Annotated in this window: 21 protein-coding genes, 1 tRNA gene and 1 pseudogene; 11 read left to right on the top strand and 12 right to left on the bottom strand. The window is 64.0% G+C overall.

From position 1 onward, the window contains the following. On the bottom strand, nucleotides 1–540 hold the full coding sequence (gene moaB, locus NGM28_RS12750; RefSeq protein ID WP_240065401.1) for a molybdenum cofactor biosynthesis protein B: 540 nt from the start codon (nucleotides 538–540) through the stop codon (nucleotides 1–3). Nucleotides 541–708: 168 nt separating this feature from the next. On the opposite strand from moaB, the gene NGM28_RS12745 reads away from it, so the two are divergent. Further along, the gene (locus NGM28_RS12745) at nucleotides 709–930 is read left to right on the top strand and encodes a YgdI/YgdR family lipoprotein (protein WP_011534841.1); all 222 of its coding nucleotides are present in this window, start codon (nucleotides 709–711) and stop codon (nucleotides 928–930) included. Nucleotides 931–1,010: 80 nt separating this feature from the next. Further along, nucleotides 1,011–1,087 (top strand) — tRNA-Pro (locus NGM28_RS12740). 128 nt (nucleotides 1,088–1,215) lie between these two features. Here NGM28_RS12740 and mqo read toward each other — a convergent pair. The 4 genes and pseudogenes from mqo to NGM28_RS12725 form a co-directional block, all read right to left on the bottom strand. After that, nucleotides 1,216–2,790, bottom strand: coding sequence for a malate dehydrogenase (quinone) (mqo, locus tag NGM28_RS12735; RefSeq protein ID WP_252090396.1), 1,575 nt, complete (start codon nucleotides 2,788–2,790; stop codon nucleotides 1,216–1,218). Nucleotides 2,791–3,140: 350 nt separating this feature from the next. After that, nucleotides 3,141–3,845 (bottom strand): methyl-accepting chemotaxis protein, encoded by a 705-nt coding sequence (locus NGM28_RS28980; RefSeq protein ID WP_373694300.1) that lies wholly within the window; start codon nucleotides 3,843–3,845, stop codon nucleotides 3,141–3,143. Nucleotides 3,846–4,073: 228 nt separating this feature from the next. Then, nucleotides 4,074–4,184: pseudogene (locus NGM28_RS28975) on the bottom strand (hypothetical protein); the annotation flags it as partial. A gap of 764 nt (nucleotides 4,185–4,948) precedes the next feature. Next, the gene (locus tag NGM28_RS12725; RefSeq protein ID WP_252090394.1) at nucleotides 4,949–6,712 is read right to left on the bottom strand and encodes an ABC transporter transmembrane domain-containing protein; all 1,764 of its coding nucleotides are present in this window, start codon (nucleotides 6,710–6,712) and stop codon (nucleotides 4,949–4,951) included. Nucleotides 6,713–6,971: 259 nt separating this feature from the next. Here NGM28_RS12725 and NGM28_RS12720 point away from each other — a divergent pair, with 259 nt between their 5' ends. Continuing rightward, the gene (locus NGM28_RS12720; protein ID WP_240064233.1) at nucleotides 6,972–7,145 is read left to right on the top strand and encodes a PA1571 family protein; all 174 of its coding nucleotides are present in this window, start codon (nucleotides 6,972–6,974) and stop codon (nucleotides 7,143–7,145) included. A 158-nt stretch (nucleotides 7,146–7,303) separates the two neighbouring features. On the opposite strand, the gene pdxB is transcribed toward NGM28_RS12720, so the two are convergent. The 3 genes from pdxB to rlmM all read right to left on the bottom strand — a co-directional run bounded on the left by pdxB (nucleotide 7,304) and on the right by rlmM (nucleotide 10,006). Continuing rightward, on the bottom strand, nucleotides 7,304–8,464 hold the full coding sequence (gene pdxB / locus NGM28_RS12715; RefSeq protein ID WP_252090393.1) for a 4-phosphoerythronate dehydrogenase PdxB: 1,161 nt from the start codon (nucleotides 8,462–8,464) through the stop codon (nucleotides 7,304–7,306). 47 nt (nucleotides 8,465–8,511) lie between these two features. Next, the gene (gene tusA, locus NGM28_RS12710; RefSeq protein ID WP_240064365.1) at nucleotides 8,512–8,745 is read right to left on the bottom strand and encodes a sulfurtransferase TusA; all 234 of its coding nucleotides are present in this window, start codon (nucleotides 8,743–8,745) and stop codon (nucleotides 8,512–8,514) included. A 196-nt stretch (nucleotides 8,746–8,941) separates the two neighbouring features. Beyond that, on the bottom strand, nucleotides 8,942–10,006 hold the full coding sequence (rlmM, locus tag NGM28_RS12705; RefSeq protein ID WP_252090392.1) for a 23S rRNA (cytidine(2498)-2'-O)-methyltransferase RlmM: 1,065 nt from the start codon (nucleotides 10,004–10,006) through the stop codon (nucleotides 8,942–8,944). 219 nt (nucleotides 10,007–10,225) lie between these two features. Between rlmM and acnA the strand changes: the two genes are divergently transcribed. The 3 genes from acnA to NGM28_RS12690 all read left to right on the top strand — a co-directional run bounded on the left by acnA (nucleotide 10,226) and on the right by NGM28_RS12690 (nucleotide 15,679). Next, nucleotides 10,226–12,967, top strand: coding sequence for an aconitate hydratase AcnA (gene acnA / locus NGM28_RS12700; protein ID WP_252090391.1), 2,742 nt, complete (start codon nucleotides 10,226–10,228; stop codon nucleotides 12,965–12,967). Nucleotides 12,968–13,135: 168 nt separating this feature from the next. Next, on the top strand, nucleotides 13,136–13,912 hold the full coding sequence (locus NGM28_RS12695) for a CPBP family intramembrane glutamic endopeptidase (RefSeq protein ID WP_252090390.1): 777 nt from the start codon (nucleotides 13,136–13,138) through the stop codon (nucleotides 13,910–13,912). Nucleotides 13,913–14,113: 201 nt separating this feature from the next. Next, a complete protein-coding gene (locus NGM28_RS12690; RefSeq protein WP_240064238.1) occupies nucleotides 14,114–15,679 on the top strand; it encodes a methyl-accepting chemotaxis protein in 1,566 nt (521 codons plus the stop codon). Nucleotides 15,680–15,921: 242 nt separating this feature from the next. Here the strand turns inward: NGM28_RS12690 and NGM28_RS12685 are convergent, their stop codons facing one another. From NGM28_RS12685 to NGM28_RS12670, 4 genes are all read right to left on the bottom strand, one after another. Next, nucleotides 15,922–16,806 (bottom strand): pseudouridine synthase, encoded by an 885-nt coding sequence (locus tag NGM28_RS12685; RefSeq protein WP_252090389.1) that lies wholly within the window; start codon nucleotides 16,804–16,806, stop codon nucleotides 15,922–15,924. 49 nt (nucleotides 16,807–16,855) lie between these two features. Continuing rightward, nucleotides 16,856–17,164: a hypothetical protein gene (locus NGM28_RS12680; RefSeq protein WP_011534853.1), complete on the bottom strand. Its 309-nt coding sequence runs from the start codon at nucleotides 17,162–17,164 to the stop codon at nucleotides 16,856–16,858. Nucleotides 17,165–17,231: 67 nt separating this feature from the next. Next, nucleotides 17,232–17,468 (bottom strand): glutaredoxin family protein, encoded by a 237-nt coding sequence (locus tag NGM28_RS12675; protein ID WP_240064240.1) that lies wholly within the window; start codon nucleotides 17,466–17,468, stop codon nucleotides 17,232–17,234. 72 nt (nucleotides 17,469–17,540) lie between these two features. Further along, nucleotides 17,541–18,749: an ammonium transporter gene (locus NGM28_RS12670; protein WP_252090388.1), complete on the bottom strand. Its 1,209-nt coding sequence runs from the start codon at nucleotides 18,747–18,749 to the stop codon at nucleotides 17,541–17,543. A gap of 303 nt (nucleotides 18,750–19,052) precedes the next feature. Between NGM28_RS12670 and NGM28_RS12665 the strand changes: the two genes are divergently transcribed. From NGM28_RS12665 to NGM28_RS12645, 5 genes are all read left to right on the top strand, one after another. Further along, nucleotides 19,053–19,364 (top strand): ElaB/YgaM/YqjD family protein, encoded by a 312-nt coding sequence (locus NGM28_RS12665; protein ID WP_153785158.1) that lies wholly within the window; start codon nucleotides 19,053–19,055, stop codon nucleotides 19,362–19,364. Between the two features lie 9 nt (nucleotides 19,365–19,373). After that, nucleotides 19,374–19,748: a phage holin family protein gene (locus NGM28_RS12660; protein WP_213657682.1), complete on the top strand. Its 375-nt coding sequence runs from the start codon at nucleotides 19,374–19,376 to the stop codon at nucleotides 19,746–19,748. Then, nucleotides 19,745–20,074, top strand: a complete 330-nt coding sequence (locus NGM28_RS12655) for a hypothetical protein (RefSeq protein ID WP_240064242.1) — start codon at nucleotides 19,745–19,747, stop codon at nucleotides 20,072–20,074. Before NGM28_RS12660 ends, NGM28_RS12655 begins: the two co-directional genes overlap by 4 nt. A gap of 75 nt (nucleotides 20,075–20,149) precedes the next feature. Next, on the top strand, nucleotides 20,150–21,481 hold the full coding sequence (locus NGM28_RS12650; RefSeq protein ID WP_240064243.1) for a deoxyguanosinetriphosphate triphosphohydrolase: 1,332 nt from the start codon (nucleotides 20,150–20,152) through the stop codon (nucleotides 21,479–21,481). A 284-nt stretch (nucleotides 21,482–21,765) separates the two neighbouring features. Beyond that, the gene (locus NGM28_RS12645; protein WP_240064366.1) at nucleotides 21,766–22,386 is read left to right on the top strand and encodes a response regulator transcription factor; all 621 of its coding nucleotides are present in this window, start codon (nucleotides 21,766–21,768) and stop codon (nucleotides 22,384–22,386) included.

The following is a 22,386-nucleotide window of genomic DNA, read 5'->3' as shown; positions in this document are numbered from 1 at the left end:
TCAGCCACGGCTGTCGCAGGCCGCTGCCTGCTTCAGGTGAGGCACGAAGTTGCACGGCCGATGACGCGCGTCGAGCTGCTCGGCCAGGATGCCGTCCCAACCGGTGCGCACCGCATTGGTGGAGCCCGGCAGGCAGCACACCAGAGTGCCGTTGGCCAGGCCCGCCAGCGCACGGGATTGGATGGTGGAGGTGCCGATATCGGCCACCGAGATCTGCCGGAACAGCTCGCCGAAACCTTCCACCTGCTTGTCCAGCAGACAGGCCACGGCTTCCGGCGTGCTGTCACGGCCGGTAAACCCGGTGCCACCGGTGATCAGTACCACCTGGACCTGCTCGTCGGCGATCCAGGTGGCGACCTGGGCGCGGATCTTGTACAGATCGTCCTTGAGCAGCACGCGCGCGGCGAGCTGGTGGCCAGCCGCAGTGAGGCGGTCGACGAACAGCTGGCCGGAGGTATCAGTATCGAAGGTACGGGTGTCGCTGACCGTCAGCACGGCAATGTTCAGCGGCACGAAAGGGGTATCTGCCTTGGCTTTCATGAGGGTACGTCGCAGGGAACAGGGATGTGCGCTGTTATATCACACGCCAGCCCCGCCGTTGTTCTTGGTCAATCCCGGCGCGATGGCGCTATGCTGCACTTTTCAAGGAACTTGCGTGGACGCCCTGCGTCTCAATGTCATCTAGCACCCTCGCACTGGAGAAACACGATGATCCAACGGACCCTTCCCGCCTTCCTGCTCGCCCTGGGCCTCGGCGCCCTTGCCGGCTGCTCCTCGCCCACCGTCATCACCCTGAACGACGGCCGCGAGATCCAGGCGGTGGACACCCCCAGCTACGATGAAGACTCCGGCTTCTACGAGTTCGAACAGCTCGATGGCAAACGCACCCGCATCAACAAGGACCAGGTCCGTACCGTAAAGGACCTGTGACCGGCGCGGCTTTTTCACACAACCCCTTTTTGCAACAAGGGGTTGCGTGACAAAAAACGATGCAGTAGGATTTTGGCCATCGGAGTGTAGCGCAGCCAGGTAGCGCGTCTCGTTCGGGACGAGAAGGCCGCAGGTTCGAATCCTGTCTCTCCGACCAAATCCCGTCAAAAAACCCGCCTCGAGCGGGTTTTTTGTTGCCTGCACAAAAACACGATTTCGTAGGAGCCGGCTTGCCGGCGAACAGGGTTGTGCCCGGTTCGCCGGCAAGCCGGCTCCTACAACATGTCAGAGGGCCGTGTCCGGCAATACCGGCACGTACAGCAGTTGAAGGCGCGCACTGCTCCACTCGCGGGTCTTGTTGGTCAGCTCGAGGTCGTTGTTGAGCTTGCGCCCATAGGTCGGCACGATCTCTTTGAGCTTCGCCTGCCACTCTGGGGTCTTGATCTGATCCTTGAAGGTCTTCTCCAGCACGCTCAGCATGATCGGCGCGGCGGTCGAGGCACCTGGCGAGGCCCCCAGCAACGCGGCAATGCTGCCATCCTGGGCGGCCACCACTTCGGTACCGAACTGCAGCACGCCGCCGTGCTCAGGGTCCTTCTTGATCACCTGGACGCGCTGCCCCGCCTGGAGCAGTTTCCAGTCTTCGTTCTTGGCGTTGGGGAAGTACTCGCGCAGCGCCGCCATGCGGTCATCGAAGCTGAGCATCAGCTGGCCCATCAGGTAGGTGCTCAGGTCGATGTTGTCGATGCCGGCATGCATCATCGGGCTGATGTTGTGGCTGTTCAGCGAGGCGAACATGTCCAGCAGCGAGCCGTTCTTCAGGTACTTGGTGGAGAAGGTCGCGAACGGGCCGAACAGCAGCACCTCCTTGCCATCGATCACCCGGGTATCGAGGTGCGGCACCGACATCGGTGGCGCGCCGACCGAAGCCTTGCCGTAGAGCTTGGCCTTGTGACGGGCAACCAGGTCCGGGTTGTCGGTCATCAGGAACTGGCCACCCACCGGGAAGCCGGCGTAGCCCTCGGCTTCCGGGATGCCGGACTGCTGCAGCAGCTTGAGCGCGCCGCCACCGGCACCGATGAAGACGAACTTGGCCTTGACTGCAGTCTGCTTGCCGCCGTTGGCAAGGTCCGCCACCACCACGTTCCAGGTACCGTCCTGGTTGCGCGCGATATCCCGCACTTCATGGCCCAGGTGCAGTTTGACATTGGGGTTGCGGGTCATCGACGCAAAGAGCTGGCGGGTGATCTCGCCGAAATTCACGTCGGTGCCGATCGCCATGTGGGTGGCGGCAACCTTCTGCCCTGGATCACGCCCTTCCATCACCAGCGGCACCCACTTGCGGATCTGCTCGTGGTCCTCGGAGATCTCCATGCCACGGAACAGCGAACTGTGGCGCAGGGCCTCGACGCGCTTGTGCAGGAAGGCGACATTCTCGTCACCCCAGACGAAGCTCATGTGCGGCACGTTGTTGATGAACGCGCGCGGGTTGTTCAGCACGCCCTGTTCGACCTGGTAGGCCCAGAACTGCTTGGACACCTCGAACTGTTCGTTGACGTTGACCGCCTTGCTGATGTCGATGCCGCCGTCGGCACCGACACTGGTGTAGTTCAGCTCGCAGAAGGCCGAATGCCCGGTGCCGGCGTTGTTCCAGGCGTTGGAGCTTTCCTCGGCGACCTGGTCCATGCGCTCGTAGACGTCGACGGTCCAGTTCGGTTCCAGCTCGGTCAGGTAGGTCCCCAGGCTCGCGCTCATGATGCCGCCGCCTATCAGCAGGACATCGACGGTCTTTTCCGGCTCCGAGGGCTTGGAGCAGCCGATGACGCTCAGGCACAGGAGCGTCAGCAGGAGTTTTTTCATTAGCTCAATCCAATTGAAGTGAAGGACTGGCAGTCGTTGCCCCCGGTGTGCACGCCCGGATGTTGTTGTTCTGGTTCGCAGGAGTCTTGCGGGATCGGGGCACGATCGCCTGGGCCGTGGCCCGGGGCGCCGTAAAGCAGGGAGTGTGCCAGGTGTGGCGGGGCCAGTATCCACGCGGCAGGAGGGCCGCGCACAGGCCCGAATGATGGCGACAATCCGCCACATACCTGAGTATCTGGCGGATTCCCCACTCCTGTAGGAGCCAGCCTTGCTGGCGAACCAGGGCGGCACCGACGTCATGTCGATCGCCGGTTCGCCAGCAAGGCTGGCTCCTACAGGGGTTAGTGGAGTCAGCGGGTCAGGCGCGCGGTCACTTCACCCAGTTGCCCCGACAAACCATGCAGGTGCTGCCCGGCCTGCTCGGTGTGCTGCACCGCCTCCTGGTTGGCGGTGGCGATACGGGTGATCTCGACCAGGTTGCGGGAAATGTCCTCGGCGACGCTGGTCTGCTCTTCGGCGGCCGTGGCGATCTGCCGGTTCATGTCGCGGATCGCTTCCACCGCCGTGGTGATGCGCTGCAGCATCTGCCCGGCCTGCTGCACCTGCTCGGCACCCTCCTCGCTGCGCTGCTGGCCGCTTTCAATGGCCTTGACCGCCTCCACCGCGCCGGACTGCACCGCTTCGATGATCTGGTGGATCTCGGCGATCGACGCCGCGGTGCGTTGGGCCAGGCTGCGCACTTCGTCGGCAACCACCGCGAAACCACGCCCGGCCTCGCCGGCGCGGGCGGCCTCGATGGCGGCATTGAGCGCCAGCAGGTTGGTCTGCTCGGCAATGCCACGGATCACCTCGAGCACCTTGCCGATGCGCGTGCTGTCATTCTCCAGATGGCGAATCACCGCAGCCGTGCCGGCAATCTCGCGGTTGACCAGGGCAATGATATCGATGGTCTGCTGCATCACCCGATCACCCGCCTGGGCGCTGTGGTCGGCATCATCCGCCGCACGCGCCGCTTCAGCGGCATGGCGGGCCACTTCCTGGGCCGTGGCGGACATTTCGTGCATGGCGGTGGCAACCTGGTCGGTGCGCTGGAACTGGTCCTGGGTACCGTGGGCCATGTCACCGGCAATACTGCGCAGCCGGCCGCTGGCGCTCTCCAGCTCTTCGGCGTTGCCCTTGAGCCGGCCGACAGTGTCGGCGAGGAAATCACGCAAGGTGTTGGCCGCCAGTGCCAGCCGCCCCAGTTCGTCTTCGCGGTTGCTTTGCACCCGGGCGCCGAAACGGCCCTGGCTGAGCTGGGCGACGTAGTCGATGAGCTGGCGGATCGGCTCGACCAGGCTGCGGTTGACCAGCCACAGGCTGAACAGCCCCACCAGCACCGCCGAGGCCAGCATCACCAGCACACCCAGCCACACGGTGCGCTCGGCGCTGGCGCTGATGGCGCCCGCGCGACTACCGGCATCGGCCCGCAGCTGCTCGACCAGCGCGCTCATCTGGTCACTGGTGGCGCGGTCCACGCCCTTGACTGCCAGATCGCCCGCCACGGGGTCGCCGCCGGCGGCGAGGAAGGCCTGGCGCCCTTGTTCGTAAGCCGCGCCCAACTGGCGATGGCTGTCCTTGAGCTGCTCCAGGCGCCCCTTGAGCGCCGGATCGCCATTGGCGATCAGTTGCCCCAGCAATTGCTGCACCTGCTGCTCGCGCGCCTGGAACTGCTGCCAGTACTTGTCCAGCTCCGCCGGCTGGCGGCCGCGCAACAGCACGTTCTTCCACTCCTGCACCTGGATCTTGAACTGCAGGTTGGCCTCGTCGATCAGTTGCGAGGCACGCAACGGCCCGTCGACCAGCTCGGCGTAGCCACGCACGCTGGAGGACAGGAACTGGAAGCACACCAGCGCGATCAGCAGGATCGCCACCAGGCTGCCGCCAAGCAGGGAGAGAATTTGCACTCTGAGGGATTTACGCAACATTGCGGATCTCGGAACAAGGAAGTAGGGAAACGGCACACGCGAGCGCTGCCGGCAGAGACATCCTTGTCCTCGTTCTCGGGCCAAAAAAAAGCCGCCATCGGTCGATAGCAGCCAGGTCGAGCACTTACGCAACAGCTGATCCAGATAGTCTCAGGCAATTGCTACAGAAATGTTACAAATTCGCGACAAACTCACCGACCACTGAATTGCAGCGCCGCCAGCCGGGCATACAGCGGGCTGTCTTCGAGCAATTGCCGGTGTGTACCGAAGGCGACCAGACGGCCCTTGTCGATCACCGCGATACGGTCGGCATATTGCACCGTGGCCAGGCGATGGGCAATGACCAGCGTGGTGCGCCCGACCATCAGTCGTGGCAGTGCCTGCTGGATCAAATGTTCGCTTTGCGCATCAAGGGCACTGGTAGCTTCATCCAACAGCAGGACCGGTGCATTCACCAGCAATGCCCGGGCAATCGCCAGGCGTTGCCGCTGCCCACCGGACAGGCCACCACCGCCCTCGCCCAGCGGTGTCTGGTAGCCTTGGGGCAGTTGCACGATGAATTCGTGGGCATGGGCACTGCGTGCCGCAGCTTCGACGTCGGCGAAGCTGGCTTCGGGACGACCGTAACGGATATTGGCCTCCACGGTGCCACGGAACAGCGCGGGCTGCTGGGCCACCAGGGCGAACTGGGCCCGCAGCTCGGCGGGTGGCAGTGCGCTGATCGGCAGTCCGTCGAGCAGGATGCTGCCGGACTGTGGGTCGTAGAAGCGCAGCAGCAGGTCGAACAGGGTCGACTTGCCGGCACCCGAAGGCCCTACCAAGGCCACGGTCTGCCCGGGTTGAACCAGCAGGCTCAGGCCATCCACGGCGGCCACCGTGGGGCGTGATGGGTAAGCGAAACGCACCTCGTGCAGTTCGATGGCACCACGGGCACGCCCACCCGGCAGTCCATCCGGCTCGGCCGGCGGCAGAATCGCACTCTGCGCGGCCAACAGCTCGGCAATGCGCTCGGCAGCGCCCGCCGCCCGTTGCAACTCACCAATCACCTCGCTCAAGGTGCCGAAGGCGCTGCCGACGATCAGGCTATAGAACACGAATGCAGCCAGTTCACCGCCGGAGATCCGCCCGGCGATCACATCCATGCCACCCACCCACAGCATCACCCCCACCGCGCCGAGCACCAGTACGATCACCAGGGTGATCAGCCAGGCGCGCTGGACGATCCGCCGTCGTGCCACCTCAAACGCCGCCTCAACGGTCTCGGCGAACAAGGCACGGTCACGCGCCTCATGGTTGTAGGCCTGCACCGTCTTGATCTGGCCCAGGGTTTCGGCGACATAACTGCCGACATCGGCAACCCGGTCCTGGCTCTGGCGCGACAGGCTGCGCACCCGCCGGCCGAACAGCAGGATCGGCGCCAGCACCAGCGGCAGGGCCAGGACCACGATGCTGGTGAGCTTGGGGTTGGTGACGAACAGCAACAGCACACCGCCGATGACCATCAGGGCGTTACGCAGGAACATCGAAAGGGACGAGCCGATCACCGACTGCAGCAGTGTGGTGTCGGCGGTCAACCGTGACTGGATCTCCGAACTGCGGTTGTCCTCGAAGAACCCGGGGTGCAGAGCGACCAGGTGATCGAACACTGCCCGACGGATATCGGCGACGCAGCGCTCGCCGATCCAGGACACCAGGTAGAAGCGGGCGAAGGTGCCGACCGCCAGCGCCATCACCAGCAGCAGGAACAAACCGATGGTCTGGTTGAGCTGGTGGGGCGAGCGGGTCATGAAGCCCTGGTCGACCAGCAAGCGAATGCCCTGCCCCATCGACAAGGTGATCCCGGCAGTGACCACCAACGCCAGCAAGGCCAGCAGGGCCTGGCGACGGTAAGGGCGGATGAAGTGCCAACCCAGGTGCAGGGCACGGCGTTGGCGGGAGGAGATCGGTTCAGGCATGGCGAACGTCATTCGGCACAGGTGAGCGCAAAGACTACCACTCGTCCGCCTGGCGGGAACGCCTGGAAACCGCTGGCATCGCATCAAAGGCAGGTGAAACGGCTACTGGTCAGTCCCTAGATGGATTCGTTCTAACGTGTCACTGGAGCTTCGCCGTGGTTTCTGTTGGACTGTCCTGGCCGTGATATCCAAGGAACTGTCACAGGTTTTTCACGGCACGGACAGTATCCTGAGCTTGAACCTGAAGAGGAGACAGGACATGAGCTTGCAGCACAGCAACGAGACCCCGAAGGCGCAGAAACCGTCACAACGCCAGGTGTGCGGTTCGGTCATCGATGCCCAGGGCCGCGAAATACCGATTACCGAGCAGATGATCCAGAAAGCGTGCAAGGATCTTGAACAAAGCCGGGTCGAGAAAGTCCGCAAGGGCTGAAAGCCAGAACAAGCATTCACTGCAACCCGGCGCATGCGCCGGGTTTTTGTTGGGTTTCGTGTCGTGTGCACCCCCTCCTGCAGGAGCGACTTCAGCCACGAACACCGGCGCAGCCGGTGCCTATTACCGCGTCGCTTGCTTCGCGGCTGAAGCCGCTCCTACAGGCGACACGCTACGCCTACCAGCTCCGCCCCCAGTGCACTGACCATCTGCGCCAGTTGTGGTGCCTCACCGCGCAAGCCTACCGCCAGCCCTTCGATCTCCCGTCGCACCGGATAATGCTTGCGCAGCAGGTCGAATGCCGCACGCTGTTCAACCACGTCATCGCTCAGGCTGCGGCGCAAATCGGCATCGTCGCGGCGCGGGTCGTACACCGCTCGGCACAGGGTGGCCAGCGCCCAGGCCGGGTCTGCGTTGGCATCCAGTTCGATGCGCGCCAGCGAATGTGCCGGCAGCAGGTCGGCCAGGCGCACCTGCTCGGGCTCACCGCGCCAGCGGCAGAACGCCTGGTAGATCTGCGCCGTGCCACGCTGCTTGCCATCCAGGCTGTAGCCGGCGATGTGCGGGGTAGCCAGGGTGCACAGGTCGGCCAGCTGCAGGTCCACCTGCGGCTCGCCTTCCCAGACATCGAGCACCGCATGCACGTCCTCGCGGTCGAGCAGCAGGTCGCGCAGGGCCACGTTGTCCACCACAGGGCCACGGCTGGCGTTGATCAGCCAGGCACCGGGGCGCAGGCTTGCCAACCTTTGCGGGTCGAGCAGATGCCAGGTCGGATGTTCGCCACCGCGCTGCAGCGGCGTATGCAGGCTGATCACGTCGCACTGCGCAAGGATCGTCTCCAGGCTTACGAATTCGCCCGTTTCACTGGCCTCACGTACCGGGTCGCAGACCAGCACCTTCCAGCCCAGGCCATGCAGCACCCGCACCAGGCGCCCCCCCACCTCGCCCGCGCCCACCACGCCATAGACGCGCGTGTTCAGGTCGACACCCTCGAGTTCGGCCAGGGTCAGCAGGCTGCCGAGTACGTAGTCGACCACACCGCGGGCGTTGCATCCCGGGGCACTGCTCCACTGGATGCCGGCGTTGGCAAAGTAGTCGAGGTCCAGGTGATCGGTGCCGATGGTGCAGGTGCCGACGAAGCGCACCTTGCTGCCTTCGAGCAGTTGCCGGTCGACACGGGTCACCGAGCGCACCAGCAGCACGTCGGCGTCCTTGACGCTGGCGGCATCGATGGCACGCCCAGGATAACGGCGGATCTCGCCGAACCCGGCGAAGAAGGCATCGAGCAGCGGGATATTCTCGTCGGCAACTATCAGCATGGCGCTCTCCTGTCAGGGGAGCGCAGTGTAGCGCGATCGCGCGGGGCTCAGTCGGCCTTCTTGCGGATCCAGTACAGGTAGGTGCCGGCCTCTTCCTGCTGACCGAGCAGCTCGTGGCCGAGGAAGACACAGAACTTGGGAATGTCGCGGCGGGTCGACGGGTCGGTGGCAATCACCTTGAGCACGCCGCCGGCCGCCAGTTCGCGCACATGCTTGTGCAGCATCATCACCGGCTCCGGGCAGCTGAGGCCGGTGGCGTCGAGGGTCGCGTCGTGGGTCAGGTCGGTCATTGGGGGCTCCGCTAAATGAAAGGCATTGTGGCGCATCGCCGGATGGACTCCAAGGGCTCTCATGGATTTGGCACGACCTCACGATCGTTGTAGGAGCGGCTTCAGCCGCGATGCAGGCGACGCGTTGTCTGCCACCCGCTTCGCGGGTGATCGCGGCTGAAGCCGCTCCTACACAGAGGGCCCTGGCTCAGCGCGGCTTGAGGTCCAGCCGACGCAGGTGGCAGGTCACTTCCTCACGGTCGTGGTAAAGCTGCTTGCAGGCGATCGACACCTTGACCTTGCGCGCCTTGAACCCGGCCTCGATACGGTCGAGCAACTTGCGCACTTCGGCATGGCGTTGCTTCATCGGCAGCTTGAGGTTGACCACCGCCTCACGACACAACCCCTCGCCCAGCCAGGTCTCGATCAGCGACGCAGTGCGCGCGGGCTTCTCGACAATGTCGCAGACCATCCAGTCCACCGTCTGCTTCGGCTTCCAGGTGAAACCGTCGGCCATCAGGTGCGTCACCAGCCCAGTGTCCATCAGGCTCTCGGCCATCGGGCCGTTGTCGATGGCGGTCACCAGCATGCCGCGCTTGACCAGCTGGTAGGTCCAACCGCCTGGCGAGGCCCCCAGGTCGACACCGGTCATGTCGTCGTTCAGGCGCTGGTCCCACTGCTCGCGCGGGATGAATTGATGCCAGGCCTCCTCGAGCTTGAGGGTCGAGCGGCTGGGGGCCTCGCGGGGGAACTTCAGCCGTGGGATGCCCATCGGCCACAGGGACGAATTGTCCGCCTCGGCCAAGCCCAGGAACACACGCCGACCGCTGATGAACGTCAGCAACAGACGCGGGCGTCGGGCATCGTCGACCAGCCTGCCGGCCTTCTCCAGCGCCTTGCGCAGAGGCACCTCGAACTTGCGGCAGAAGGTCGACAGTTCCTTGCCTTCGTTGCTGTCGAGCACTTCCAGCCACAGACTGCCGCACACCGGCAGCTCGGCGAGGTGTTCCAGCAGCACGCTGATGCGGTCTGTCTCCGGGAGCTCGACGAAAGCCCCCCTCGCCCACTGGCGTGGGAAGATCAGCAGGGCAAAGCGCAGCTCATGCATCAACCGTTGCGCGCCGTCGGGCTCGGTGCAGACGAACTCGGCGCAAGCACTCTGCGGCTTGCCCTTGGCATAGCCGGCCACGCCAAGCTGGGCGGCGTGTTCGCTGATTTCGGCGCAGACCTCGCCCTCGAAGCCGGGCCGGCAATGCATGAACAGGGTATTCATTTCTCACTCCACATCGCTGGCGCAGGCGGCGCCAGGGCGGCGAATGATAAAGGAAGATCGGAACCGACGACATGCCCCATCGGTCCAGAAAAGGGGCAGGCCCGGCAAACGGGTCTAACCTGACTGTTCAGCCAGGTCCGTGCCGTGCGGACCGATCCAGAGCGGTGACACCGGCGAGCGACCTGCATCTGCCGGGCACCGGAGCACAAGGAGTTGTAGATGCCCTCGCTCGACAGCCTGAAAACCCTCAAGACCCTCGATGTGGCCGGCCATGCCTACCACTATTTCAGCCTCGCCGAGGCCGCCCGCCAATTGGGTGACCTGCAGCGCCTGCCCATGTCGCTGAAGGTGCTGCTGGAAAACCTGCTGCGCTGGGAAGATGGCAAGACCGTCACCGGCGACGACCTGCGCGCCCTGGCCAAGTGGCTGGCCGAGCGCCGCTCGGATCGCGAGATCCAGTACCGCCCGGCGCGGGTATTGATGCAGGACTTCACCGGCGTGCCCGCAGTGGTCGACCTGGCCGCCATGCGCGCCGCCATGGCCAAGGCCGGTGGCGACCCGCAGCGCATCAACCCGCTGTCGCCGGTGGACCTGGTGATCGACCACTCGGTGATGGTCGACCGTTATGCCAGCCCCAGCGCCTTCGCCCAGAACGTCGACATCGAGATGCAGCGCAACGGCGAGCGCTACGCCTTCCTGCGCTGGGGCCAGAGCGCCTTCGCCAACTTCCGCGTGGTGCCGCCGGGCACCGGCATCTGCCACCAGGTCAACCTGGAATACCTGGGCCGCACAGTCTGGACCAACGAGCAAGACGGGCGCACCTACGCCTTCCCCGATACGTTGGTCGGTACCGACTCGCACACCACCATGATCAACGGCCTGGGCGTGCTCGGCTGGGGCGTGGGCGGCATCGAGGCCGAGGCGGCCATGCTTGGTCAGCCGGTATCGATGCTGATCCCCGAGGTGATCGGTTTCAAGCTGACCGGCAAGCTGCGCGAAGGCATCACCGCCACCGACCTGGTGCTCACGGTCACGCAGATGCTGCGCAAGAAGGGGGTGGTGGGCAAGTTCGTCGAGTTCTACGGCGATGGCCTGGCCGACCTGCCACTGGCGGACCGCGCCACCATCGCCAACATGGCCCCGGAGTATGGCGCCACCTGTGGGTTCTTCCCGGTCGACCAGGTGACCCTGGACTACCTGCGCCTGTCCGGGCGCCCGGAGGCGACCGTGCAACTGGTCGAGGCCTATTGCAAGGTACAGGGGTTGTGGCGCCTGCCTGGCCAGGAACCCCTGTTCACCGACACCCTCGCCCTGGACATGCATGAAGTGGAAGCCAGCCTGGCCGGGCCCAAGCGCCCGCAGGACCGGGTGGCACTGGGCCAGGTCAGCCAGGCCTTCGACCACTTCATCGAACTGCAACCCAAGCCCCTGGCCAGGGAGGTCGGCCGCCTGGAAAGCGAAGGCGGCGGTGGCGTGGCAGTGGGCAACGCTGACCAGGCCGGCGAAATCGACTACGCCCATGGCGGCCAGACCCACACCCTGCGCGACGGCGCCGTGGTGATCGCCGCCATCACCTCCTGCACCAACACCTCCAACCCCAGCGTGATGATGGCTGCCGGCCTGGTGGCGAAGAAGGCCGTGGAGAAGGGCCTGCAGCGCAAACCTTGGGTCAAGAGCTCCCTGGCACCCGGATCGAAAGTGGTTACCGACTACTTCAAGGCCGCAGGCCTGACGCCCTACCTCGACCAACTTGGCTTCGACCTGGTCGGTTATGGCTGCACCACCTGCATCGGCAACTCCGGGCCGCTGGACGATGCCATAGAAAAAGCCATCGGCAGCGCCGACCTGACTGTCGCCTCGGTGCTATCGGGCAACCGCAACTTCGAGGGACGCGTGCATCCGCTGGTCAAGACCAACTGGCTGGCCTCGCCGCCCCTGGTGGTCGCCTACGCGCTGGCCGGCAGCGTGCGCGTGGACCTGACCCAGGACGCCCTGGGCACCGGCAAGGACGGCCAGCCCGTGTACCTGCGCGATATCTGGCCCAGCCAGCGGGAGATCGCCGAGGCGGTCGCCAATGTCGACACCCGCATGTTCCACAAGGAGTATGCCGAAGTGTTCGCCGGCGACGCCCAGTGGCAGGCCATCGCAGTGCCCAAGGCCGCCACCTATGCCTGGCAGGACGACTCCACCTATATCCAGCACCCGCCGTTCTTCGACGACATCGGCGGCCCGCCGCCGGAAGTCCGCGACATCCAGGGTGCGCGCATCCTCGCCCTGTTGGGCGATTCGGTGACCACCGACCATATCTCGCCAGCCGGCAACATCAAGGCCGACAGCCCGGCCGGGCGCTACCTGCGCGAGAAGGGCGTGGAGCCACGGGACTTCAACTCCTATGGTTCGCGGCGCGGCAACCACGAAGTGATGATGCGCGGCACCTTCGCCAACATCCGTATTCGCAACGAGATGCTGGGCGGCGAGGAAGGCGGCAATACCTTGTACGTGCCCAGCGGCGAGAAACTGTCGATCTATGACGCCGCCATGCGCTACCAACGGGATGGAACGCCACTGGTGGTGATTGCCGGGCAGGAGTACGGCACCGGCTCGAGCCGCGACTGGGCGGCCAAAGGTACCAACCTGCTGGGGGTCAAGGCCGTGCTGGCGGAGAGTTTCGAGCGTATCCACCGCTCGAACCTGGTCGGCATGGGTGTGCTGCCGTTGCAGTTCAAGGCCGGGTACGACCGCAAACGACTTGGCCTGACCGGCAAGGAACGCATCGATGTGCTGGGACTTTCGGAGGCGCAGATTCGCCCCGGCATGGACCTGCCCGTGCGCATTACCCGAGAGGATGGTCAAACGGTCCAAGTCGAGGTGCTGTGCCGGATCGACACACTGAATGAAGTGGAGTACTTCAAGTCGGGAGGGATCCTGCACTTTGTGCTGCGGCAATTGATCGCGGGGTGAAGGGCGATAGCCTTGCTGTGATCTCGAGATCGAGCGCCGACCGTGCGGCGCATCGCGGATGAATCCGCTCCTACAGGAGCGGATTCATCCGCGATAGCGATAGCAAGTGCCCTGAGGGCGCCCAGGTGAGTCCAACCCTCCACGGACTCACCGGCACAAGGAACTCCAATGCCCCTTCCCCACTGGATCGCCCTGCTCCTGCTCGGCCTCGGCTATACCCTCGCACTGACCTTCGGCAGCCTGGGCCTTGCCACCCTGCCCGCCTTGCTCGCCCTGCTGTGCAGCGCCTTGCTGGCACGTCGACGGGTACGCTGGCAGCAAACCCTCGGCCACGTCCTGTTCGTCGCCCTCGCCGTCGCCCTGGCACTGCACTGGCTACCGGGTTTCAACGGTGCCAGGGTGATCGACAAGGTCGTGCTCAGCGAAGGCGCCATCCCCTTCTCGATGTACCTGAACCTGGACAAGCCGCTGATCGGCGCCTGGCTGCTGCTGGCCTGCCCGTGGTTGGTGATGCTGCGCACACGCGGCTTGGCCACGAGCCTCGGCATGATCCTGCCACTGACGCTGCTCGCTTGCCTGGGCGGCGCCTGGTCGCTGGGCCTGGTGGCCTGGGCACCCAAGTGGCCGGACCAGGCCTGGCTGTGGCTGCTGAACAACCTGCTGCTGGTCAGCCTGACCGAGGAATTGTTGTTCCGCGGCTACATCCAGGGCGGCCTGCAACGTCTGTTCAAGCATGACGGCCTGGCGCTGATCGCCGCCGCGCTGCTGTTCGGCCTGGCGCACCTGGGCGGTGGCTGGCAGTGGTTCTACCTGGCCAGCCTGGCCGGGGTGGGGTATGGTCTGGCCTATCGCCATGGCGGGCTGACCGCAGCGGTGCTGTGCCATGTTGCTGTCAACCTGGTGCACTTCGCCGGTTTCAGCTACCCGATGCTGGCTCCGAGCTAAACAATCGGTCATGATCCGACCCAGTCGTCACAATCTATAAAGAAAACTGCAACATTGGCAGCAACTTACGCGATCATGCCGGCTTCGCTACTGCAGCCGCAGTATCGCCACCTTGCGCCAGGTCAATGGCAGTTAAATATTCATTCAATAAAACCAGAGGCTTGCCGATACCCGTCGAAAGCCTTGCGGATTGAACAGCCAATGCGTAACAACCAGCCGATTACCCAGAGAGAACGGACTTTCCCTGCCCAGCAGCGGTTGATCTCCACCACCAACGCCAAAGGCGTGATCACCTACTGCAACGACGCATTCATCGAGATCAGCGGTTTTTCCCGCGAGGAGCTGATGGGCGCGCCGCACAACCTGGTTCGCCACCCCGATGTGCCGCCGGCCGTATTCGCCCATATGTGGCAGACCCTCAAGCAGGGGCTGCCGTGGATGGGCATCGTCAAGAACCGTTGCAAGTCGGGCGACCACTACTGGGTGAACGCCTACGTCACCCCGGTGTTCGACAGCAACCAGGTGGTCGGCTACGAGTCGGTGCGGGTCAAGCCCACCGCCGAGCAGATCCGCCGTGCCGAAGCACTGTACCAACGCATCAACCAGGGCAAGTCGGCCATCCCGAAACGCGACAAATGGCTGCCGGTGCTGCAGGACTGGCTGCCGTTCATCCTCATCAGCCAGGTCGGCTTCCTGATCGGCAACTGGCTGGGCCACTCCTGGGGCTTCGCCCTGGCGGCCGGCCTGTCGGTTCCCCTGGGGCTGCTCGGCCTGGGCTGGCAGCAACGTGGCCTCAAGCGCCTGCTGCGCCTCGCTGAACAGACCACCTCCGACCCGCTGATCGCGCAGATGTACACCGACAGCCGTGGTGTCCAGGCTCGCCTGGAAATGGCCATGCTCAGCCAGGACGCACGGATGAAGACCTGCCTGACCCGCCTGCAGGACAGCGCCGAGCAACTGAGCGACCAGGCTCGCCAGTCCGACGCCCTCGCCCATCAGAGTTCCTCGGGCCTGGAGCGCCAGCGCGTGGAAACCGAGCAAGTGGCCGCCGCGGTCAATCAGATGGCCGCCACCACGCAAGAAGTGGCCAACCATGTGCAGCGCACCGCTGACGCCACGCAAGAAGCCAATCGCCTGACCAGCCAGGGCCGCCATATCGCCGGCGAGACCCGCGACGCGATTGAACGGCTGTCCGCCGCCGTGGGCGAGACCGGCCTGACCGTCACGCAACTGGCCAAGGATAGCGACGAGATCGGTGGCGTGGTCGATGTGATCAAAGGCATCGCCGACCAGACCAACCTGCTGGCACTCAACGCCGCTATCGAGGCTGCCCGTGCCGGCGAGATGGGCCGAGGCTTCGCGGTCGTCGCCGACGAAGTCCGCCAGCTTGCCCAACGCACCGCCGAGTCCACCGGACAGATTCACGGCCTGATCGCCAAGCTGCAGCAGACCGCCAACAACGCGGTGCAGACCATGGAGACCGGTCACCGCCAGGCCCAGGAAGGCGTCGAGCGCGTGATGGAGGCCGACCAGGCCCTGGTGGGTATCAGCGAAGCGGTGGCCAACATCACCGACATGGCCACCCAGATCGCCGCCGCCACCGAAGAACAGACCGCGGTGGCCGAAGAGATCAGCCGCAACATCAGCACCATCGCCGACCTGGCCGACCAGACCGCGGGCCAAGCCCAGCGTTCGGCGCTGCTCAGCGAAGAGCTGACCAGCACCGCGGGCACTCAATACTCGCTGGTGGAACGCTTCAACCGCTGAAAGCTGCAATCAAGCCCGCTCCCACGCAGATCATTGGTGGGAGCAACTGTCTTGCAGGGTGTTCGGAATTCACGCCTTCCCCTGTAGGAGCGGCCTTGTGCCGCCAAAGGGCTGCGTAGCGGCCCCAGGATTTCAGTGTCGAGAAAGATCGCCGGGGCCGCTTTGCGGCCCTTTCGCGGCACAAGGCCGCTCCTACAGGGGGCGCGCAAGGCTCAGGAGAGCGGGTTCACCCGCAATGCTTTTCACCAGTCAAGCGCCAACCTACTCTCGAAATACCGCTCCTCGCCACTCAACGGATCCTTGAAACGCAGGCTGTGCGCCAGCAGTTTCAGCGGCCGCGCGTAATCGTCCTGCTCATTGGCCAGTTGCGGATAGAACGGATCATTGCAGATAGCCGCGCCCAGTGAAGCCATGTGCACCCGCAACTGGTGGGTCTTGCCCGTCACTGGCGACAGGCCATAGCGCCACAGTTCGCCCTGTTTCTCCAGCACGCAGGCGTGGGTTTCGCTGTTATCGACCCCCTCGACCTCATGCATGCGGAAGAACGGCTCGCCATGCACCAGGCGGCTGCGGTGCACCAGGGGAAACACATGCTGCGGCATGGCCGCGGCGATTGCCTGATAGTGCTTGTCGATTCGCCGCTCCGGGAACAGGCGCTGGTAGGCGCCACGGCTCTGCGGGCTGGCGGAGAACAATACCAGACCGGCCGTGTGCCGATCGATGCGGTGCAGGGGAACCAGGTGCGGGTTGTCCAGGCGGCGGATCAGGCGGCGCAACAGCGTCTGCTCGACATATTCGCCGGTGGGAGTCACCGGCAGGAAATGCGGTTTGTCCGCGACCACCAGATGCTCGTCCACATGCAGGATCTCTTCCTGCACTGGAATCGGTTTCTCGTTGGGCACCTCGCGGAAGTAATGCAGACGCAGGCCTTGTTTATAGGGAAACTCGGCGGCGATCGCACGGCCTTCGCTGTCCAGCACCCGGCCACGGGCAAAGCGATCGAGCCACTGCTCGCGGGAGATACCCTTGAAGTGATCGCACAGGCAATCGAGCACCGTCGCCCAGCGACCTGGAGGCAGGCATACGGTACTGGCTTGCTGGAGGGCGGGGTTGAAAGGCGTGGTCATCGGCGGGCTCGCATCACAGGGGGGAGCATTATCCCCTAGCCCACGCGCCTCAACCAGCCTCGCTGGCCGGCTCACAGCGCGCCTTCAACCAGCGCAGCACCTGCACGGCGTCCCAGCGCCCCGGGTCATAGAGGGCATAGCTCAGGCCCTGATAGCCCACGACATCCAGCGGGCGATGAAAGCCCGCACGCTGGAACAACGCCTCGATCTCGGCGAAGCAGGTGTTGAAGTGAACCTTGCCGAAGGGCGTCTGGTCATCGGTGACGATGCCATCGAGTCGCAATTCCAGCACAGCGTCACGCACACGCTCAGGGGACATGTGGTTGATGCTGTACTTGAGTTGCTCGACATTGAGCATGGCTTCACCTCGATACTGTATTTATATACAGCATACGAAGTGAATCACCCTACCGTCAATCAGCGGCTCAACGCAGGAACGCCACCACTTGTTCGGCATCGAACGGCCAGCCCAGTTCCGCGCCGCTGTCGCAGCGGCGCAGCACCGGAATCAGCAGGCCGTACCGCTCGAACAGCGCCTCGCTATCCGCGATGTCGACCAGCTCGACCAGCAGGCCGTGCTCGACGAACGGCATCAGCATGGCTTCCGCCACTTCACACAGGTGGCACCCGAGGGTACCGAACAACTGGCATTCAGGGAGCATGAATGGGCCCGGAAATCATCTTCAAGGATGCTTATTCTAGGTCCAGACCCTGCAACCTGCACCTGTGCCAGGTCAATCCTGGCTGGTCGCGCCAATGCGGTGCAGCGACAGGTCGGCGCCCTGGAACTCCTGCTCGTGGCTAAGGCGCAGGCCATGCAACGCCTTGATCAGCCCGTACACGACAAAACCGCCGAGCAACGCCACCCCGATACCGGCCAGGCTGCCCAGCACCTGGCTCACCAGGCTGACACCACCCAGCCCGCCCAGCGCCGTCTGCCCGAACACGCCACAGGCGATCCCGCCCCAGACGCCACACAGGCCGTGGAGCGGCCACACCCCCAGCACATCGTCGATCTTCCAGCGGTTCTGTGCCGCGGTGAAGCACCAGACGAACAGGCCTCCCGCCACCAGCCCGACCACCAGCGCCCCCACCGGGTGCATCAGGTCGGAACCGGCGCAGACCGCCACCAACCCGGCCAGTGGACCGTTGTGCAGGAAGCCCGGGTCATTGCGCCCGACCAGCAAGGCCGACAAGGTGCCACCTACCATGGCCATCAACGAGTTGATCGCCACCAGCCCGCTCGCCCCCTGCAGGGTCTGCGCGCTCATGACGTTGAAGCCGAACCAGCCGATGATCAGGATCCAGGAGCCCAGCGCCAGGAACGGGATGCTCGACGGCGCGAAGGCTACCAGCCGGCCATCGCGATAACGACCGCGACGCGCCCCCAGCAGGATGACCGCCGCCAAGGCCAGCCACCCCCCCATGGCATGCACCACCACGGACCCGGCGAAGTCATGGAACGGTGCGCCGAAGCGTGCCTGCAGCCATGCCTGGATACCCAGGTTGCCATTCCACACCACCCCTTCGAAGAACGGATAGATGAACGCCACGATCAACGCGGTCGCGCACAACTGCGGTACGAAGCGTGCCCGCTCGGCAATCCCACCCGAAATGATCGCCGGGATCGCTGCGGCGAAGGTCAGCAGGAAGAAGCATTTGACCAAGGCGTAACCATGGTCGCGGGCCAGCTCGGCCGCCGGCTGCAGGAAGCTCACGCCATAGGCGATCCAGTAGCCGATGAAGAAGTACACCAGTGCCGAGATGGCGAAATCACTGAGAATCTTCGACAAGGCGTTGACCTGGTTCTTGTGACGCACCGTACCGACCTCGAGAAAGGCGAAGCCGGCATGCATGGCCAGGACCAGGATCGCTCCCATGAGGATGAACAAGGTGTTCGAGCCATGGACCAGGGAGTCCATCGCGCTGTGCATGTTTTCCATGAAGTGGCAGACCTGCAAAAAGGCACCAGGACAGTTCAAGAACCGGCATCCCTGCACCTAATCGGTGCCAGGCCCCTGCTCCATTTCAGTGAACGGGCGGGTGCCTGCGTGGTTTTTTCTTGGGTTTGTCGTGGATTGGGTTAAGGTTTGTCGGTGTCCGCGCGGCTGGCGCACGCTTTCAGCGCAGGCGCCGACAGGCACGCCCCGATTGATAGCAAGGGCCGTACCAGCCCCTGCCACTGAACCTTCCGCGCACGCCATTACTCGAAATAGCCATACACACCCACAGGGAGAGGCCCATCCATGGCCAGCAAATCGGCAAAGACTGCACAAGACATACTGATGGCTGACTTCCAGGCCCTGGTCCGCGACACCGAAAAGCTGCTCGCCGACACCGCCAACCTGGCGGGCGACCAGGCCGATGAACTGCGCGAGCAGATTCACGAGCGCCTGACACAGGCCCGCGAAACCTTGCAACTGACCCAGGACTCGGTGCGCCAGCGCGGCCAGGCCGCCCTCGGCAGCGCCGAGCAGTACGTACAGGAAAACCCCTGGCAGGCCATTGGCATCGCGGCTGGCGTCGGCCTGCTGATCGGCCTGTTGGCCAAGCGCTGAGAGGTGCCCATGGACAACGACGGCAACGGCGCCGCCACTTCCGGCAGACGCCTGGGTGCGGCGGTGCTGGGTTTGCTGCACAGCCATATCGAGCTGTTCGGTATCGAGTTGCAGGAACAGAAGGCTCGCACCCTGAGCCTGCTGCTGTTCGCCGGGCTCGCGCTGGTCTTCGCCCTGCTGCTGCTGACCGCCCTGTCCGGGCTGGTACTGGTGCTGCTGTGGGACAGCTATCGCCTGGCCGGGATCATCGGGCTGTGCGTGTTCTATGGCCTTGCCGCGCTGTACTGCGGCTTGCGTCTGAAAGCCGCGGTGTTCGACGAATCATCACCGTTCAGCGCCACGCTCGACGAGTTGGCCAAGGACAGGGAGCGCCTGCTGCCATGAACCTGCCTGAAATACCTGATACCCGAAACCCACGTGAACTGCGCAAGGCGTTGCTGCGCCTGCGCATGGAAATGCACCGCCAGCAGATTCGCCACGAATCCACCCAGCTGCTTGAACCGGTGCGCCGCTTGCGCGGCATGGGCAGTTCATTCGGCGAGGGCCTGGGCGTCCGGCATGGCTCGCTATGGGGCCTGGCCGCTGTCGTGGCGCTGGGTTTCCTCACGGGTAAAGGGGTGCGCAGTGGCAACTTGAGGCGCCTGCTGCGCCTGAGCTCCAGCCTGGCACCGCTGATCCGCCTGTTCCTGAGCAACGGCCAGCGCCCCTGAGCCCTGCGCGTCCGTGCTTGCACGGGCGCGCCAGACACTGGAAGCTATGCCGACTCAACGACGGGAGAACACGCCTTGGACTGGCATACCCTGCTGACCCGCGAACGCCTGGGCAAGGCCCTCGGCAGCTCCGAAGAGCTGGGCCGCAGCCCTTTCCACAAGGACCATGACCGCGTCATCTTCTCTGGCGCTTTCCGCCGCCTGGGGCGCAAGACCCAGGTGCACCCGGTCACCAGCAACGATCACATCCACACCCGCCTGACCCATTCGCTGGAAGTGAGCTGTGTCGGCCGCTCGCTGGGCATGCGCGTGGGCGAGACCCTGCGCGACAGGCTGCCCGACTGGTGCGAACCCAACGACCTGGGGATGATCGTGCAGTCTTCCTGCCTGGCCCACGACATTGGCAACCCTCCGTTTGGCCACTCCGGTGAAGACGCCATTCGCCACTGGTTCCAGCAAGCGGCCGGACGTGGCTGGCTGGACGACATGACGGATGACGAACGTGCCGACTTCCTGAATTTCGAAGGCAACGCCCAAGGTTTTCGCGTCCTCACCCAACTCGAATACCACCAGTTCGATGGTGGCATGCGCCTGACATACGCCACCCTCGGCGCCTATCTCAAGTACCCCTGGACCGCTCGCCACGCCGATGCCCTGGGCTACAAAAAACACAAGTTCGGTTGCTACCACAGCGAGCTGCCGCTGCTCGAGCAGATCGCCGGCAAGCTTGGCCTGCCTCAGCTTGAACACCAGCGCTGGGCCCGCCACCCCTTGGTCTACCTGATGGAGGCGGCCGACGATATCTGCTATGCCTTGATCGACCTCGAGGACGGCCTGGAAATGGGCCTGTTGCAGTACGCCGAAGTCGAGGCGCTGCTGCTCGACCTGGTCGGCGACGACCTGCCGGAAACCTATCGCCAGCTAGGGCCCGGAGCATCGCGCCGGCGCAAGCTGGCAATCCTGCGGGGCAAGGCGATCGAACACCTGACCAATGCCGCCGCCCTCGCCTTCGTCGAACAGCAGGATGCCCTGCTTGCCGGGAGGCTACCGGGCGACCTGGTCGAACACATGCACGGCCCGGCCCAGCGTTGCGTACTGCAAGCCAAGGACATGGCCCGCAAGAAAATCTTTCAGGACAAGCGCAAGACGCTTCAGGAGATCGGCGCCTACACCACCCTGGAAATCCTCCTCAATACCTTCTGCAGTGCCGCCCTGGAACAGCACGGCGGGCGCACACCCTCTTTCAAGAGCCAGCGCGTGCTGGACCTGATCGGCAACAACGCCCCCAATCCGCACGGCACCTTGCACGACGCCTACCTGCGCATGATCGACTTCATCGCTGGCATGACCGATGGCTATGCCAGCGAAATGGCCAGCGAGATGACCGGACGCTCCAGTCCGACATGACAGGCGCGCAGCAGTGATGACGGCCTAGGCCGTCAACACTGTATTAATCTGTAAGAAACTTCTTACCTCCTAGCGACAGGTCAAAACACAATTTCAATTTTTCGCAAAAACAACCAGAAACCCGAGCGACGAACTCCTTAACTTCTACACGCCCTGTAGCAAGATATCGATTTAGCTGTAAGTAATTTCCTATATATAGTTTTCGAACTAACCTTCCCTGCCCGCCGACATTCATCTGAGCTAATGTGCCGACTGTTTTCGTCACACCGAATGGAATGTTGAATATGCACTCAGTATTTATTGTCGACGACCACCCGGTAATCCGCCTGGCTATCCGGATGTTGCTGGAAAATCAAAATTACACAGTGATTGGCGAATCGGACAATGGCGTCGATGCCATGCAGATGATTCGCGAAACACGCCCGGACCTGGTGATCCTGGACATCAGCCTCCCCAAGCTCGACGGCCTGGAAATGCTGTCCCGCCTGCAGACCATGGCCATCCCCCTCAAAGTTCTGGTGCTGACCGCGCAATCGCCAGCACTGTTCGCGATCCGCTGCATGCACTCGGGGGCCGCCGGTTACGTCTGCAAACAGGAAGACCTGAGCGAGTTGCTCAGCGCCATAAAGGCGGTGCTTTCCGGCTATAACTACTTCCCCAGCCAGGCACTCAATCCGGCCCAGGTGGATCGAGGGCAGGAACTGGAACTGTTCCGCCAGGTGAACGACCGGGAGCTGATGGTCTTGCAACTTTTCGCGCAGGGCAGAAGCAACAAGGAAATTGCCAAGGGCATGTTCCTCAGCAACAAGACCGTCAGCACCTACAAGAAGCGCCTTATGCACAAACTGCGCGCAAACACGTTGGTGGAACTGATCGATATCGCCAAGCGCAACGCGTTAGTCTGA

Origin of the sequence: Pseudomonas sp. MWU13-3659, assembly GCF_023757525.1 — a bacterium.
Lineage (GTDB): Bacteria > Pseudomonadota > Gammaproteobacteria > Pseudomonadales > Pseudomonadaceae > Aquipseudomonas > Aquipseudomonas entomophila_E.
Note: the sequence above shows the minus strand (reverse complement) of the source record. Positions and strands in the feature narration are given on the sequence as shown.